We start from the raw sequence: 13595 nt of genomic DNA on the forward strand, positions 1-13595 counted from the left end.
AAGTGAGGAAGGGTCAGGAAGTGCGCCGAATCGCAACCCCATGACGATGCATCGCGAGCCGGCGGATTCAGTCCGACACGACCGGTTTGATCAACGTCGTGGTGATCGGCACGAAGCCGCATGAGCGATACAGCGCACGCGCCGCCGCGTTGTGATTGAACACCGACAGCCCGATCTCGGTGACGCCGTAGCGACGCGCCTCGGCGTCGAGCGCATCGAGCGCGCGCGTGGCCCAGCCCTGGCGGCGCCGGGACGGGACGATGTCGAGGTCGTAGATGAACAGCGTGCGGTTCGGCCCTTCGGGGACGATCGCGTACCAGAGGTCGCCCACCGTGTCGCCGCTGGCGCCGTCGATGAGCGTGACGAGGGTCTGGCCGGCGGTCAGCAGGCCGTCGGGCAGCAGCGTGTCGAAACAGGCGCGTGCACGATCGGCTGCGTCTTCGACAGCATTTTGCCCGGAGGAAACGAGATCGATCGCGTAGCCGTGGATGGCTCGCGTGCGGTACGCGTGGAATTCGCCGGCCGTCATCGGCCGCATCTGCAGCATGGCCCGGTCGCCGTGAACGGAATCGGACTTCCAGTGTAGCGGGACAGTCGCACCGGCGCGCGAGGCGGCGGCGGAAAACGGGCGAGCAGGTACGGCGGACGCCGCGCCGAATCAGCGAATCAGCGAATCAGCGAATCAGCGAATCAGCGAATCAGCGAATCAGCGAATCAACGAATCAACGAATCAACGAATCAACGAATCAACGAATCAGCGAATCAACGAATCAACGACGGTACAGGACGATCGGCACCAGGTTTGCACGGCGCACGCGCTCGGCTTCGGCGTGACGTGCGGCGTACGAGTAGTCGGCGTCGAGCGGCAGGTGCGGGGACACGAACAGGTCGTCGATTTTTTGCAGCAAGGCGAAGATGAAGCTCATGTGAGACTCCTGACAGATGTAGCTAGGGTTTTCCCTTAGATGACCTCCATTCTAAGGGTTTTCCCTGAACTCTGCCAGCGGACTGCATCGGTTTGCCGCACCCGCGCGACAGCCGATCGCCGGCGGGAAACGGCGATCCTTGCTGCGTCGGGCTGTCAGGATAGGGTCGAAACGTTAGCGGGTGCGACGAACCCGCTTCGCGACGGCCGCCTCGCGGTTTGCGCTGCGCTGAAGCCGGTCGACTTGCGACAGGAGCGCTTCGTGGTGCTCCTCGAGCGTCATCAGCGTGGCCTGCTGCGTCGACAGATCGGCCGCGAGGCGATCGATCCGTTGCTGCTTGGTGGCCACGTCCTGCTTCAGGTGCGCGATCTGCCGCGTTTGCAGCACCAGCGCGACGAGCCCTACCAGCACGACGACGGCCAGCGCCAGCAGCAGCCGGTTGACGCGGCGCATCTCGCGATCGGCCGACCGCGTCAGGCCGTCCACGTCGGACTGCAGCGCGGCGAGCCGGTCGGTCAGCGGGCGCAGGTGCGTGTCCGGATCGAAGACCGGCGCGAGCGGTTGCGGGCGCTCCGACGAGGGCTTGGTGACGAACGAGGCGGCGGATACCGCCGGCTGCGCAACCGGCGACGGCGAAGCGTCGGGCTGCGGGGTCGTGTCGCGGGGCTTCGCGGAAGGTGTGGCGATTGCCGGTTCGAGCGGCCGCACCGACTGTGCCGACTGTGCCGACTGTGCCGACTGGGTCGGCTGTGCCGGCGTCTGCGGCTCGACCGGCACGGCGACGACCAGCGGCGGGTTCGAGTCAACCGCTTCCGGCTTCGAATCGACGCTCGTCGCAACTGCTACGGTTGGCGTCGTCGCCGCTTCATTGCCCCCGGCAGCCGCCCGACGCTTGCCGCCCGACGACGAGCGACGCTCTTTCACCGCATCCCCCGAAGATTTCCCTTCGCGGGATTTGACGACCGCCGCGTCGACGACAGGCTTCGCAACTTCTCCATTTGCCGCTTGCGACTCCGCCGCCTGCGCCGCAGCGCCATCGTCGGCTTCCAGCTTCGTCTCCGCGTTCGCGGCGCGGTCGACCGCGGGCACGTCGATCTGCGTTACGCCGCCATCGACCGCTGGCAAATCGGCGGCCTTCGTTGCAAGCTCCTCTGCCGATGCGCCGTCGACGTTCGCGGCCACATCGCCTTCAGGTGTCGAAACGGAAACGGCCTCGACCGCCCCATCCTGCGCCGCCGTACCTTCAGCTTCCGCACGCGTTGCCGCCGCCGCATCCGCCAGCGGGATAAACCCGTCCAGCGTAGCCTGTCGCCCGTCATCGGCACCGGCCGCCGCCTCGGCTTCCCCGAGCCCTTCCTCGCGCGCCGTCACCGGCACGCGCTCGCCCGGCTCCAGCACCGGATCGCCGAACAGGTCGAGCGTCCGTTCGTCGCGCGGCGCGTCGCCGGCCGGTGCGCTGCCGGACCGCGCCGTCGCCTTGGCGGACGTGCTGCCTGCGGCAGCGGCCGAGCGCGGGCGCGAACGGGCCGACGAACGGGTGGGACGGGAGCGGGAACGAGGCGTGGAAACGGATTCGGTCATGGAAATCGGATAGCAGGGCCCGCAGACGCGAACCCGGATGTCGAACGGAATCGGTGGTCGGCCATTGTCGCACGCCCCGCAACCGAGTCACGCAATCGAGTCACGCTATTCGTCGCCCGCCAGCCCGTTCCCGCCGTCGAAGCGCGTGACGCCCGGCAGCGCGCGCAGCTTGGCGCAGATGGCCTTGTATTCGAGTTCCGACACGCGCGCCAGCGCGATGCGCACCTCGTCCTGCTCCCCCGTGTCGTCGGCACGCTGCACGATGAACTGCTTCACGCGCGCACTGTCCGGGCCGAGCGCCGCGTGCAGCGAATCGAACGTCAGCGTGCCGCTCGCGACCGTCAACGCGAGCTGGCGCCGCTGGCGCACCGTGAAATAGCGCCGCTCCAGCGGCTTGATGCCGGCCAGGATGATCAGGATGATGATCGTCGCGGAAATCGACGCGACATAGAGCCCGCCGCCCACCGCCAGGCCGATCGCGGCGACCGACCACAGGCTCGCGGCCGTCGTCAGCCCGCGCACGATCTCGCCGCGCAGCAGGATCGAGCCCGCGCCGAGGAAGCCGATGCCCGACACGACCTGCGCGGCGATCCGCGACGGATCGAGCACGACGTGGTCGCTGGTGCCGAGCACGTCGGCGAAACCGAACGCCGACACGATCATGATCAGCGTCGAGCCGACGCACACCAGCATGTGCGTGCGCAGGCCGGCCGCCCACGACAGGCGCTCCCGCTCGAAGCCGATGACGCTGCCGAGCGCCGCCGCGAGAACGAGCCGCATCACGAGTTCCAGGTTGCTGAGCATCCGATTTCTCTCCTTTTTTTGGTGCCGGTCGCGCGGAATGTTTTATCCTTGGCCCCGGCCGCGCCGATTCTCCGGGCCGCGCCGACACGTTTCGATCCAAGCGCTCAACCCCGCCATGTCCGTTTCCGACTCCGCTTCCGCCCAGGCCGCCCAGCTGCGCCACCATTTCGCGCACGTCGTCTTGCCGATCTGGCGGGGTTCAGGGTTCGACTCGGCGTTGCAATTGCCGTTCGAGGCCGTCGATCCGGCCACCCACGCGCCGCTGCCCGTGACCCGTTATCGCGCAATGGCGTGCGCAAGGCAACTCTTCGTGTTCGCGCAGGCCGGCGACACCGCGCACGCGGCCACGCTGTTCGACGCGCTGTGCCGGCACTTTCGCGACCCGCGCCACGGCGGCTGGATCTACAGCGTCGATGCGCAGGGCGCGCCGCTCGATACGACCAAGGATCTCTATACGCACGCGTTCATCGTGTTCGCGTGCGCCGCGTGGCATGCGGCGTCGGGCGCCGCCGCCGCGCGCACGGTGGCCGAGGAAACCGCCGCGCTGATCCAGGACCGCTTCGCGCCGCGCCACGGCGACGCGTTGCTCGATGCCGCGCGCGATGCCGATTTCTCGTCATCCGGCAGCGGTGCGCTGCAGAATCCGCTGATGCACCTGACCGAAGCGTGGCTCGCGGCCGCCGATGCGTTCGGCGACCCGGCATTCGACGATGCGCTCGCGCGCACCGCGCAGGCCGTCGAGCGCACGTTCGTCGATGCGGCGACCGGCTGCGTGGCCGAGCTGCCGCTCGGCGCGGCCGACAACCGTTTCGAGCCCGGCCATCAGTTCGAGTGGTTCTATCTGGTCGATGCGGCCGGTGCGCGGCTCGCGCAGACCGGGCTGCCCGCCGCGCTGTCGCGCGCGTTCGCGTTCGCCGAGCAATACGGCGTCGATCCGCAGACGGGCGGCGTGTGCGCGGCGCTCGACGCTCGAGGCGCATGCATCGACGGCACGCAGCGGATCTGGGCGCAGACCGAATACCTGCGCGCGCTCGCGACGCACGGCGGCACGCCGGCCTCCGCGCCGCTCGCACGCCAGATCGAACGGTTCGCCGCGCGCTTCCTGCATCCGCGCGGCTGGTTCGAATGCAAGACGGCGGACGGACAGGTGTCGCGCGCCGACATGCCGTCGACGACGCCCTATCACCTCGCGACCGCCTACGCGGCGCTGCCGACCGGTTCGTAATCCGTCGCGGCGAACGACGGCGCGCGCGGCCGCCGAGGGCGGCGCGTCCGTCGCCCAGCTCGAACACCGACACCGCCTGCAACAGGTGCGCGGTCTGGTCGTTCAGCGATGCGGCCGCCGCCGCGACTTCCTCGACCAGCGCCGCGTTCTGCTGCGTGAGCTGATCCATCTGCGTGACGGCCTGGTTCACCTGCTCGATCCCGACGCTCTGCTCGACCGACGCCGCCGTGATCTCCGACATCGTCTGCACGACGCGCGTGATCGACGCCGATACCGTGCGCATCGCGTCGCCGGCGCGCTCGACGAGCTCCGCGCCACCGTTGATCTGTGCGACCGAATCCTCGATCAGCGCCTTGATCTCCTTCGCCGATTGCGCGCTGCGCTGCGCGAGCGAGCGCACTTCGCCCGCGACCACCGCGAAACCGCGCCCCTGTTCGCCGGCCCGCGCGGCCTCGACCGCCGCGTTCAGCGCGAGGATGTTGGTCTGGAATGCGATGCCGTCGATCACCGAGATGATCTCCGCGATCCGCCCCGAGCTCTGCGCGATGCCGCGCATCCGGTCGATCACGCTGTCGACCACGCCGCCGCCGTGGCTCGTCGCTTCGAGCGCCGCGTCGGCCAGCGCGCTCGCCGCGCGCGCGCTGTCGGTGTTCTGCCGGACGGTCGCGGTCAATTCCTCCATGCTCGCGGCGGTTTCCTCGAGCGACGCGGCCTGCGTGCCCGTGCGCGCCGACAGGTCGGCGTTGCCGCCCGCGATCTCGCCCGCGCCCAGGTGGATCGCGTCGGACGCCTGGCGCACCGTGCGCACGGTGCCCGCGATACTCGTCTGCATCGCGCCGAGGGCGCGCAGCATCCGGTCGATCTCGAACACGCCACCCGCCTGCACGGCTTCGTCGAGACGGCCCTGCGCGATCCGCTCGAAATGGCGGCCGGCCTGCTCCAGCGGCGCGACGACCGCGCGCCGCGCGGCCGCGTAGATCGCGGCGCTCGCCGCGAGCATCGCCACCAGCAGCACGATGCCGACCGACTTGAACCACAGCATGCCGCCGTCGATCGTGTCGAGCGCCGCGCGGCTCGACGTGCCGCCATAGTCGGTGAAGCGATGCAGTTCGGCGATGTACGCGTCCTGGAAGCCCTGGGTCGGCTGGTCGAGGAACGCCTGGATGTTGTCGGCGTCGAGGAACTGCACGAGTTCGCCCAGCGCGCCGCGCAGCGCGCGATAGCGCTCGGTGAGCGCCGCGACGCGCGCGCGGTTGGTGTCGTCGACCGCCTGCGCGGTCGTCAGTACGGCGAACGCCTTGTCCGCTTCCGCGAGCGACGCGCCCGCGTGGCGGATGATGTCCTCGGGCTTCGGCCCGCCGCGCACCATCCGCGTGCCGGCACGCGACAGGTTGATGCGCGCGTCGAGCAGTTGCTCGGTCGCCCGGCTGGCCGCGTCGACCTGCGCGATCGCGACGTTCGACAGATCGTCGACGCCGCTGCGCGTCGACGTGAGCGCCCAGAAGCCGAGCGCTTCGATCGCGAACAGGAAGAGACAGAACACGGTCAACACGCCGAGCAGACCCGACGCGAGCTTGATTTTTCCGAACATGGGGATTCCTGGAGAGCGGACGATGAGGCAATGCCCCGGCATTAGCGGCATTTCTTCGTCGGACTTTAGGCGGAATGGCCGCCACGCAGGTCAATCGCGCGCGTCGCTCGCGCATTCGCGTCGAATCGCCCGCAAACGCGGCGATCTTGCGTATTCGACGCAATAATCGCGTCGCATCGCGCCGGGATTTGCACGAAACGCGGACGAATTTCCTTGCTTATCCGGAGCCCCCTTCCTAGAGTTCAGCGCAAGCAGGCACTCATTTCGAGGGACGTTCGATGACCGACATCACGGACCACGCGCGCGGCGCATTGCGCGCGCAACCGTTCAGCATGCTGCTAGGCACGGAGCTGATGCATATCGGCGACAACGAAGTGTCGCTGTGTCTGCCGGTGCGCGAGGAATTGCGGCAGCAGCACGGTTTCGTGCACGGCGGCGTCATCAGCTATCTCGCGGACAACGCGTTGACGTTCGCCGGCGCGCTCGTGCTCGGCCCGCGCGTGATCACCGCCGAATACAAGATCAACTACCTGCGGCCGGCCGTGAACGGCACGCTCGTCGCCCGCGCGAAGCTCGTCTACGCGGGCCGGCACCAGGCGACCTGCCAGTGCCACGTGTTCGTCATCGACGGCGATCACGAGCGGCTCGTCGCGATCGCGCAAGGCACGATCAACCGCGTCGGCGACGGCAAGATGCCGGATGCGCCGGTGGAAACGGCGTGAATGGCCGAGGCCGGGCGTCGATGCCGTGACGCGGGTCGCGCTAGCGTTTCATCTCAGCCAGATAGACCGCATCACGCTCGCGGCGGCCCACCGCGACCACCAGCACGATGACTTCCGCGTCGCGCACTTCGTAGACGAGGCGATAACCGACACCGCGCAGCTTGATCTTGTAGCGATCCGGGTGGCCATGCAATTTGGCTGACGGGATACGAGGATGCTCGAGCCGCTCGGCGAGCTTGGCCTTGAATTGATCGCGCACGGTGCGATCGAGCTTCCCCCTTCAATGCAGGCTCGAGAAAGGCGAGATCAAAGGCCATTCAAATTGACCTTGACGATCTTCTCCCTGGCGCGCGAATCGGCCATCGCATTGTCGTCGGTGTCTTCCAGGCGTTCGACCATCGCCTCCCACGTCTTCGCTGGAATGCAGTAGAACGCGGGTTCGTTGCGATTCAGGATGGCGACCGGAAAACCCTCGCCCGCGGCAACGGTTCCCATCGGATTCCGCTTCAGCTCCGAGACGCTAGCCGTCACGCTAGCCAGAATGGTGTGAGGCATACCCGCTCTTTCTCCAATCGAGCGTCGATTGTACTTAATTTGATACCAGACTAAGCACGAAAATTGACACCCTGATGCAGTCGACACTCGGCCGTCGACGAACGGAAACCACCCCTGAAAGCCAGCCCTAATCGGCGTCATCCCTCGCCAACGGCAAAAACCGCGGCGCCACCCGCGCCCGCACGTTCCCGTGCTCATCCGTCCGATAGATTCCGCGCGCCGCGTTGTGCGGGTGCACGGCCGCGTCGGCCACGCTCAGCACCGGCGCGAAGCACGCATCGGTGCCTTCGAGCAGCGTGCGCCAGTGCGCGGACGGCTGCCGCGCGAACACGTCCGCGAAACGCGCCTTCAGCGTGGGCCAGCGCGCCCGGTCGTACTGCGACGCGGGATCGACGTCGGTCAGCCCGAGCCGTTCGACCAGCAGCGCATAGAACGGCGGTTCGAGCGCGCCGATCGTCACGCATTCGCCGTCCGCGCAGCGATACACGTCGTAGAACGGCGCGTCGTGGAACAGGCTCGGCTGCGCGCCGTCGACTGGCCGTTCCGCGTGCCCACAGCGCGAGCGAACGAGCATCGACACGATGTCGACGATCGCCCGTCGACCACCCCCGGCCCGCCGCCGCGCACGTCGAGCCGCGAGACGCCGAACGCGAGCCCGAGCGCGCACGCCCGATCGCACGACGGTCGGCGGCACGCCCGGCGGCCGCATCGGCGCGGACAGACAGCAGCCCGGTCAGCGCGACGTAGTTCAGGTCGTGCCCGGCCGCGGCTGCCAGCGGTCCATCCTGGCCCCAGCCGGTCATGCGCCCGTAGACCAACTTCGGATTGCGGCGCGCGCAAACGTCGGGCCCGAGGCCGAGCCGCTCCATCACGCCGGGCCGCAAGCCCTCGATCAGCGCATCGGCTTGCGCGATCAGATCGAGCGCGGCGTCCCGCCCGGCCGGCGCCTTCAGGTCGAGTTCGACGATGTTCTTGCCTTCGCGCAGCAAGTCGCCGTCGCGGGCCCGCAGCGCGTCCGGTGCGCTCGTGCGGCCGGACGGGCGCGCGATCAGCGTGATGCGCGCGCCCATGCCGGCGAGCATCCAGCCGGCGAGCGGGCCGGGGCCGAGCCCTTCGAATTCGACGATGTGGATGCCGGCAAGCGGCGCGTTCAATGGCATGGCGACCTCGCTGAAATGCAGTCGGAACAGGGGCGGCGAAACTTTCCGATTCTATGCGAATGTCTGCGCGCGCCGGCTTCGCGCGACCAGCGCCTGTTCACGCCGATAACGGGCTTGCGCGGGCCCTAGCGCAGCCCGTCCCCCGCCCGCTCCGCCAGCGCCAACCGCATCGCGCGCACGATCGCGTCCCGATGCGGGTCGATCCGCTCGACCGGCCCGGCCACGCCCATCGCCAGCGGCAGCCCGTTCCAGCCGTCCGCGATCACCATCGAGATCATCGCGGCGCCCTGCGTCACGGTATGCGCCGAATACGAATAGCCGAGCCGGCGCGTCTGTTCGACCTTGTCGAGCACGACGTCCTCGTCGATCGTCCTGCCCGACTTCCCGATCCGGCGGATGCTGCGCGACACGAGCCGGCGAATCGTGCTGTCGGGCTGAATGCTCAGCAACGCCCAGCCGAGGCCCGACATGCAGATCTCGCGACGCGTGCCGATCGGCGCATAGAACTGCACCGGAATCGAATGCGAGCCCTCGACCGCGTCGATGTACTGCACGTACAGGTCGCTCTGCACCGCGATCACGACCGCCTCGTGCGTGCGCGCCGCCAGTCGCTTCGCGACCGCATGCCAGTGCCGCCGGCTGCCGGCCGCCGAATCGACCAGCGCTTCGCCGAGATTGACGAGCCGCGCGGTGGGTGCATACGCATGGGTTGCATCGTCGTAGGCAAGATAGCCGAGCGTCTTCATGCTGGTGAGCAACGCCGCTCGACCCCGGATACCCGCAGCGCGTCGCGATCTCGCGCACGCTCAGCGGCCGCTGCAAGGTGCTGAAGAGTTCCAGCACCTCGAATACGCGCGCCGCGCTCTTGACCACGTTTCCGCTCATCCCGCCTCCTCCGCAGCGACCGGCAGGGGCCTTCCACGTATGTGGAACGGAATTTCCCGCCGCCGACCGTCGTGACGATACTAGGCTTCGGCCCGCGACGTGAAGTCCCGCGGCACAGAACATACGGAGACACCATGGCAGCCTTTTTGATCCGTGAACGGCAGGGCCCGATCCTGACCGTCACGATGAACCGTCCCGACACTCGCAACGCCATTTCGGACACCGATGCGATCGACGCGCTGACCGAATGCTGCGACGAAGCGAACCGCGACGAATCGATCCGCGTGCTGATACTGACCGGCGCCGGCACGACGTTCTCGTCGGGCGGCAACGTGAAGGCGATGCGCGCATTCGTGGAAGCCGGCCCACACGACCCTGCAGCGATCCGGACCAGCTATCGCCGCGGCATCCAGCGGCTCGCGCATGCGTTCGATCACCTCGAAGTGCCGGCCATCGCGGCGGTCAACGGCCCGGCCGTCGGCGCCGGCACCGATCTCGCATGCATGTGCGACATCCGCATCGCCGCCGAGCGCGCGCGCTTCGCGGAGAGCTTCATCGCGCTCAGCAGGCCGCCGATGACGACGACCGCGACGGTGCCGATCAGCAGCGTGCGGCGCGGGCGCCGTGCAGCGGCGGGCGCGGAGTCTTTCGAAGGGGGCGTGGGCTTTTGTTCGTTATCCATCGTGTTCTGTCAGGAAGACGGCGCGGCGGGCCGGAAAATCGGACTGCTGGGCTGCGCGTGGGCGTGCGGGTGACGGGACGGGGCGGCCCGGCTCGGTCCGGGGCCCCGCCGATCCGCGGGAAAAGAGCGGTGCGCACCGCGAATGCGGCGCGATGATGGGCATGATCCTACGTGCCGTCCCCGTTACAGTCCAGCGGTCTATCTTTCAACGGGTTACGGTCGTTACAGAACGCGACACGGCGATGACGAAACGATTACACGCCGACGCGCCGGGCCGGCGCGCCGCCGATTTCGCGGGTGATTTTCGCGATGCATTCCTGCAGCGCGGGCACCACCTGTTCCTGCAGCCATTCGGGCGGACACTGGTGCGCCGCGCCGCCGCAATTCACCGAATAGCGTTGACCGGAGGGGCCGACGAACCCGGCGGCGACCGCATTCAGGCCCTCGCGCCATTCGCCGATCGCGATCGCGTGGCCGTCGCGCATCGCTTCGTCGAGCGCGGGCGTGAGGCGAGCGGACACGTGCGGCCAGTCGTCGCCGGCCGTGGTGCGCAGCGACTCGAGCAGTTGCCGCCGCTCGTCGTCCTCGAGCGCGGCGAGGTACGCGCGCCCACGGCCGTACGCGCGATGTCCATCCGCGAGCCGATCTCGAGGCGCGTGACGAGCACGGCCGAGCGCGGGCGGATCACGTCGATCGCGACCATGTCGAGGCGGTCGCGCACCGCGAGATGCACGGACAGCGACGTGCGTTCGACCAGTTCGATCATGAACGGCCGCGAACGCGCGCGGATGTCGAACGCGTTGCGCGGCGAAGCCGTGGCTCAGTTCGAGTACGGACGCGGTCAGCACGAAGCGCTCGCTGTCGGCAACTGGAACAGGAAGCCGCGCGCTGACGAGCGTCGCGGTGATGCGCGAGACGGTCGGCTTCGGATGCCGGTCAATACCGCGCTGTCGATGCTGCATCCGGTCAGCACGAGCTGGATGGCGACCGGCGACGTGCCCGTCGCGACCGGCAACGTGTACGGCGCGATCGCGCCATACGGCGTCTATCCGTGCAAGGACAAACCGGTTGCGACCGGCGCCGGCAACAACCGCACGTTCGCGCGGCTCGTCGACGCGCTCGGCGTGCCCGAGCTGGCGCGCGATCCACGCTTCGCGACCAATGCGCAGCGCGTCGCGCATCGCAAGGCGCTCGACACGCTGCTCGGCCAGCTGACCGCCGAACTGCAGGCGGACGAGGTCGTCGAGCGGCTGATGCACGCCGGCGTCGCGACGGGACCGGTGAACACCGTGGCCGATGCGTTCGGCCATCCGCAGACGGCGCGCAACGCGATGTTCGTCGACACCGATACGTACACCGGCGCGGGCATCCCCGCCAAGCTGTCCCGCACGCCTGGATCGATACGCCGGCCACCCCAGCCGTTCGCCGCCGACACCGACGCCGTGCTCGACGCATTCGGGATCGACGCGGCACGCCGCGACGCGCTGCGGCAAGCCGGCGTGCTGCACGACACGCGGGCGGACGTGGCCGGGAGCGCGTCATGACCACCCCGCGCTTTTCTTCACCGGCGCGCGACGATGCCCCGTCGATCCTGCGCGACGACGCCGACGGCATCGCGTGGCTGACGATCCATCGCCCGCACGTCGCCAATGCGCTGTCCGCCGAAGCGATCCGCCGCCTGTGCGACGAACTCGTCACGCTCGACGACAACCCGTCGATTCGCGTCATCGTGATCCGCGGCGCGGGCGAACGCGCATTCAGCGCGGGCGTCGATCTCGGCGACCCCGAGATCCGCGGAATGCAGCCGATGCGCGGACTCGCACGCAACGTGCACGAGCTGATCCTGGAGCTGCGCAAGCCGACCATCGCGGCCATCAACGGCTACGCGATCGGCGGCGGCTGCGAAATCGCGCTCGCGTGCGACCTGCGGATCGCCGCCGATCACGCGACCTTCGCGCTGCCCGAAGCGCGAGTCGGCATGGGTGCGAACTTCGCGAGCGTGCTGCTGCCGCGCATGTTGCCGCGCGCGATCGCGATGGAGCTGCTGTTCACGGGCCGCCGCTTCGACACGGACGAAGCGCAACGCGCCGGCCTGCTCAACCGCGTCGTGCCCGGCGCCGCGCTCGACGACACCGTGCGCGAGCTCGCGCAGACGATCGCCGCGAACGCGCCGCTCACGATCCGCCGCATCAAGGAAACCGCGACGCGCAGCCAGGGGCTGCCGGTGGCCGCCGCGCTGCGGCTGGACGTCGGCCCCGACGTCTACGCGAGCGAGGACCGGATCGAGGGCGCCCGCGCGTTTCTCGAGAAGCGCAAGCCGGTGTTCAAGGGACGCTGAGGCCGGCGCCGCACCGCAGCACCCGCGCGCACCGCTCCCAGAACGCGGGCGCGCCCAAAAAACATGGACGGAGACACCTTCATGCAACGGAAAGCATTCCTGGTCGGCGCGTGCGTGCTGTGCGCCACGCCGGCGCACGCGTCGTCGTCACGCTGTACGGGATCGTCGACAGCTACGTCGAATTCGATCGCATCGGCAGTCTATCGAGATGCGGCAAAGCGGCGGTGGCGCGTCGACGAGCCGCTTCGGCCTGACGGGCGTCGAGGATCTCGGCGGCGGCACGTCGACGAAATTCGTGCTGGAAAGCGGCTTCTCGCCGGCCGACGGATCGTTCCAGGGCGGCACGCTGTTCTACCGGCGGGCGTACGTGTCGCTGCAGAACACGCGCTACGGCGACCTGCGGCTCGGCCGGCAATACACGCCCGCGTTCTACGTCGTGTACGACGGCGATCCGTTCGGACTCAACGAACGGCTGTCGCCGCTCGCGCTGCGGCGCCACGTCGACGGACACGATCACGAGCAACACGACGCCGCCGATTCCGCTTCAACCAGGCGGCGTCGTACCTGAGCCCGACCGGAACGGCCTGCGCGTGATGGCCACGTACGGCTTTCCGACGCCGAACGCGCTCTCGACGCAGGCTGGACGCAACTACGGCGCCGGGCTGCAATACCGGATCGGCGGACTGTACGTCGGCGCCGGCTTCCAGGGCGATACGTCGGCCGGCAACCTCGCACCCGTCATCTCCCCGTCGACGACCCGCACTATGTGTTCGCGGCCAACTACGCGTTCGCGCACGTCAAGCTGTACGCCGCGTTCCTGTACGGCGTCGGCACGCCGCGCGCCTGCCCGCGTTCTCGACCGCGAGCGTCGGCGCGTCGATCAACGTCGGTGCGCTCGATCGCGTGCTCGTGTCGGTGGTGCGCCCGACGTGAAGGGCTCGGCGAACGACGCGACCGGCTCGGCGTCGGCTACGACCATCCGCTGTCGAAGCGGACCTCGCTCTACGCCCGCTATCTCTACATGAAGAACAGCGGCGACGCCCGCAACACCGTCGTCGCCGGCCTGCAGCCGCAACCGGGCGGCACCGAGCAGGTGTTCGCGCTCGGCATCGTTCACCGCTTCTGA

At 68.8% G+C, this 13595-nt stretch carries 12 protein-coding genes and 6 pseudogenes; 7 read left to right on the top strand and 11 right to left on the bottom strand.

Translation table 11 applies throughout. The annotated features are described in order from the left end of the window. Positions 1-67: 67 nt before the first annotated feature. From SY91_RS25710 to SY91_RS25725, 4 genes are all read right to left on the bottom strand, one after another. Positions 68-547 (bottom strand): GNAT family N-acetyltransferase, encoded by a 480-nt coding sequence (locus SY91_RS25710; RefSeq protein WP_006480340.1) that lies wholly within the window; start codon positions 545-547, stop codon positions 68-70. Between the two features lie 223 nt (positions 548-770). Then, positions 771-926: a hypothetical protein gene (locus SY91_RS25715; RefSeq protein ID WP_006480339.1), complete on the bottom strand. Its 156-nt coding sequence runs from the start codon at positions 924-926 to the stop codon at positions 771-773. A 174-nt stretch (positions 927-1100) separates the two neighbouring features. Then, positions 1101-2507 carry a hypothetical protein gene (locus tag SY91_RS25720; protein ID WP_023477587.1) on the bottom strand — a complete coding sequence of 469 codons (1407 nt, stop codon included), beginning with the start codon at positions 2505-2507 and terminating at the stop codon, positions 1101-1103. 105 nt (positions 2508-2612) lie between these two features. Next, positions 2613-3311: an MgtC/SapB family protein gene (locus SY91_RS25725; protein WP_006480336.1), complete on the bottom strand. Its 699-nt coding sequence runs from the start codon at positions 3309-3311 to the stop codon at positions 2613-2615. A gap of 115 nt (positions 3312-3426) precedes the next feature. Here SY91_RS25725 and SY91_RS25730 point away from each other — a divergent pair, with 115 nt between their 5' ends. Beyond that, positions 3427-4536: an AGE family epimerase/isomerase gene (locus SY91_RS25730; RefSeq protein ID WP_023477586.1), complete on the top strand. Its 1110-nt coding sequence runs from the start codon at positions 3427-3429 to the stop codon at positions 4534-4536. Here SY91_RS25730 and SY91_RS25735 read toward each other — a convergent pair. Further along, positions 4509-6127: pseudogene (locus SY91_RS25735) on the bottom strand (methyl-accepting chemotaxis protein). The gene SY91_RS25730 and the pseudogene SY91_RS25735 sit on opposite strands and share 28 nt — an antisense overlap. A gap of 278 nt (positions 6128-6405) precedes the next feature. Between SY91_RS25735 and SY91_RS25740 the strand changes: the two are divergent. Continuing rightward, positions 6406-6849 carry a PaaI family thioesterase gene (locus tag SY91_RS25740; protein WP_006480333.1) on the top strand — a complete coding sequence of 148 codons (444 nt, stop codon included), beginning with the start codon at positions 6406-6408 and terminating at the stop codon, positions 6847-6849. A gap of 40 nt (positions 6850-6889) precedes the next feature. Here SY91_RS25740 and SY91_RS25745 read toward each other — a convergent pair whose 3' ends face one another. The 4 genes and pseudogenes from SY91_RS25745 to SY91_RS25760 all read right to left on the bottom strand — a co-directional run bounded on the left by SY91_RS25745 (position 6890) and on the right by SY91_RS25760 (position 9449). Next, positions 6890-7108, bottom strand: coding sequence for a type II toxin-antitoxin system RelE family toxin (locus tag SY91_RS25745; protein ID WP_006480332.1), 219 nt, complete (start codon positions 7106-7108; stop codon positions 6890-6892). 47 nt (positions 7109-7155) lie between these two features. After that, on the bottom strand, positions 7156-7404 hold the full coding sequence (locus SY91_RS25750; protein WP_034175095.1) for a type II toxin-antitoxin system Phd/YefM family antitoxin: 249 nt from the start codon (positions 7402-7404) through the stop codon (positions 7156-7158). Between the two features lie 127 nt (positions 7405-7531). Further along, positions 7532-8564 (bottom strand): annotated as a pseudogene (locus SY91_RS25755) (CaiB/BaiF CoA transferase family protein). A 125-nt stretch (positions 8565-8689) separates the two neighbouring features. Then, a pseudogene (locus SY91_RS25760) lies at positions 8690-9449 on the bottom strand (IclR family transcriptional regulator). A 185-nt stretch (positions 9450-9634) separates the two neighbouring features. Here SY91_RS25760 and SY91_RS25765 point away from each other — a divergent pair. After that, positions 9635-9955 (top strand): annotated as a pseudogene (locus tag SY91_RS25765) (enoyl-CoA hydratase-related protein); the annotation flags it as partial. Here SY91_RS25765 and SY91_RS35610 read toward each other — a convergent pair. Next, positions 9922-10131: pseudogene (locus SY91_RS35610) on the bottom strand (multidrug transporter subunit MdtA); the annotation flags it as partial. The pseudogenes SY91_RS25765 and SY91_RS35610 sit on opposite strands and share 34 nt — an antisense overlap. 254 nt (positions 10132-10385) lie before the next feature. Continuing rightward, positions 10386-11060 (bottom strand): annotated as a pseudogene (locus SY91_RS25770) (IclR family transcriptional regulator); the annotation flags it as partial. Between the two features lie 51 nt (positions 11061-11111). Here SY91_RS25770 and SY91_RS25775 point away from each other — a divergent pair. From SY91_RS25775 to SY91_RS35195, 4 genes are all read left to right on the top strand, one after another. Further along, entirely contained in the window at positions 11112-11675 is a 564-nt protein-coding gene (locus SY91_RS25775) for a CoA transferase (RefSeq protein WP_260632443.1), read from the top strand. Beyond that, the gene (locus SY91_RS25780; protein WP_006480326.1) at positions 11672-12469 is read left to right on the top strand and encodes an enoyl-CoA hydratase/isomerase family protein; all 798 of its coding nucleotides are present in this window, start codon (positions 11672-11674) and stop codon (positions 12467-12469) included. The genes SY91_RS25775 and SY91_RS25780 overlap by 4 nt, the downstream gene beginning before the upstream one ends. A 208-nt stretch (positions 12470-12677) precedes the next feature. Continuing rightward, on the top strand, positions 12678-13037 hold the full coding sequence (locus SY91_RS35190; RefSeq protein WP_260632444.1) for a porin: 360 nt from the start codon (positions 12678-12680) through the stop codon (positions 13035-13037). Positions 13038-13235: 198 nt separating this feature from the next. Continuing rightward, the gene (locus SY91_RS35195; protein ID WP_260632445.1) at positions 13236-13595 is read left to right on the top strand and encodes a hypothetical protein; all 360 of its coding nucleotides are present in this window, start codon (positions 13236-13238) and stop codon (positions 13593-13595) included.

This window comes from Burkholderia cenocepacia (assembly GCF_014211915.1).
Taxonomy (GTDB): Bacteria; Pseudomonadota; Gammaproteobacteria; order Burkholderiales; family Burkholderiaceae; genus Burkholderia; species Burkholderia orbicola.

Excerpts from the sequence above, each read along its gene's own strand:
- SY91_RS25710 (WP_006480340.1), bottom strand. The coding sequence starts at position 547 with ATGCTGCAGATGCGGCCGATGACGGCCGGCGAATTCCACGCGTACCGC.
- SY91_RS25715 (WP_006480339.1), bottom strand. The coding sequence starts at position 926 with ATGAGCTTCATCTTCGCCTTGCTGCAAAAAATCGACGACCTGTTCGTG.
- SY91_RS25720 (WP_023477587.1), bottom strand. The coding sequence starts at position 2,507 with ATGACCGAATCCGTTTCCACGCCTCGTTCCCGCTCCCGTCCCACCCGT.
- SY91_RS25725 (WP_006480336.1), bottom strand. The coding sequence starts at position 3,311 with ATGCTCAGCAACCTGGAACTCGTGATGCGGCTCGTTCTCGCGGCGGCG.
- SY91_RS25730 (WP_023477586.1), top strand. The coding sequence starts at position 3,427 with ATGTCCGTTTCCGACTCCGCTTCCGCCCAGGCCGCCCAGCTGCGCCAC.
- SY91_RS25740 (WP_006480333.1), top strand. The coding sequence starts at position 6,406 with ATGACCGACATCACGGACCACGCGCGCGGCGCATTGCGCGCGCAACCG.
- SY91_RS25750 (WP_034175095.1), bottom strand. The coding sequence starts at position 7,404 with ATGCCTCACACCATTCTGGCTAGCGTGACGGCTAGCGTCTCGGAGCTG.
- SY91_RS25775 (WP_260632443.1), top strand. The coding sequence starts at position 11,112 with ATGGCGACCGGCGACGTGCCCGTCGCGACCGGCAACGTGTACGGCGCG.
- SY91_RS25780 (WP_006480326.1), top strand. The coding sequence starts at position 11,672 with ATGACCACCCCGCGCTTTTCTTCACCGGCGCGCGACGATGCCCCGTCG.
- SY91_RS35190 (WP_260632444.1), top strand. The coding sequence starts at position 12,678 with ATGCGGCAAAGCGGCGGTGGCGCGTCGACGAGCCGCTTCGGCCTGACG.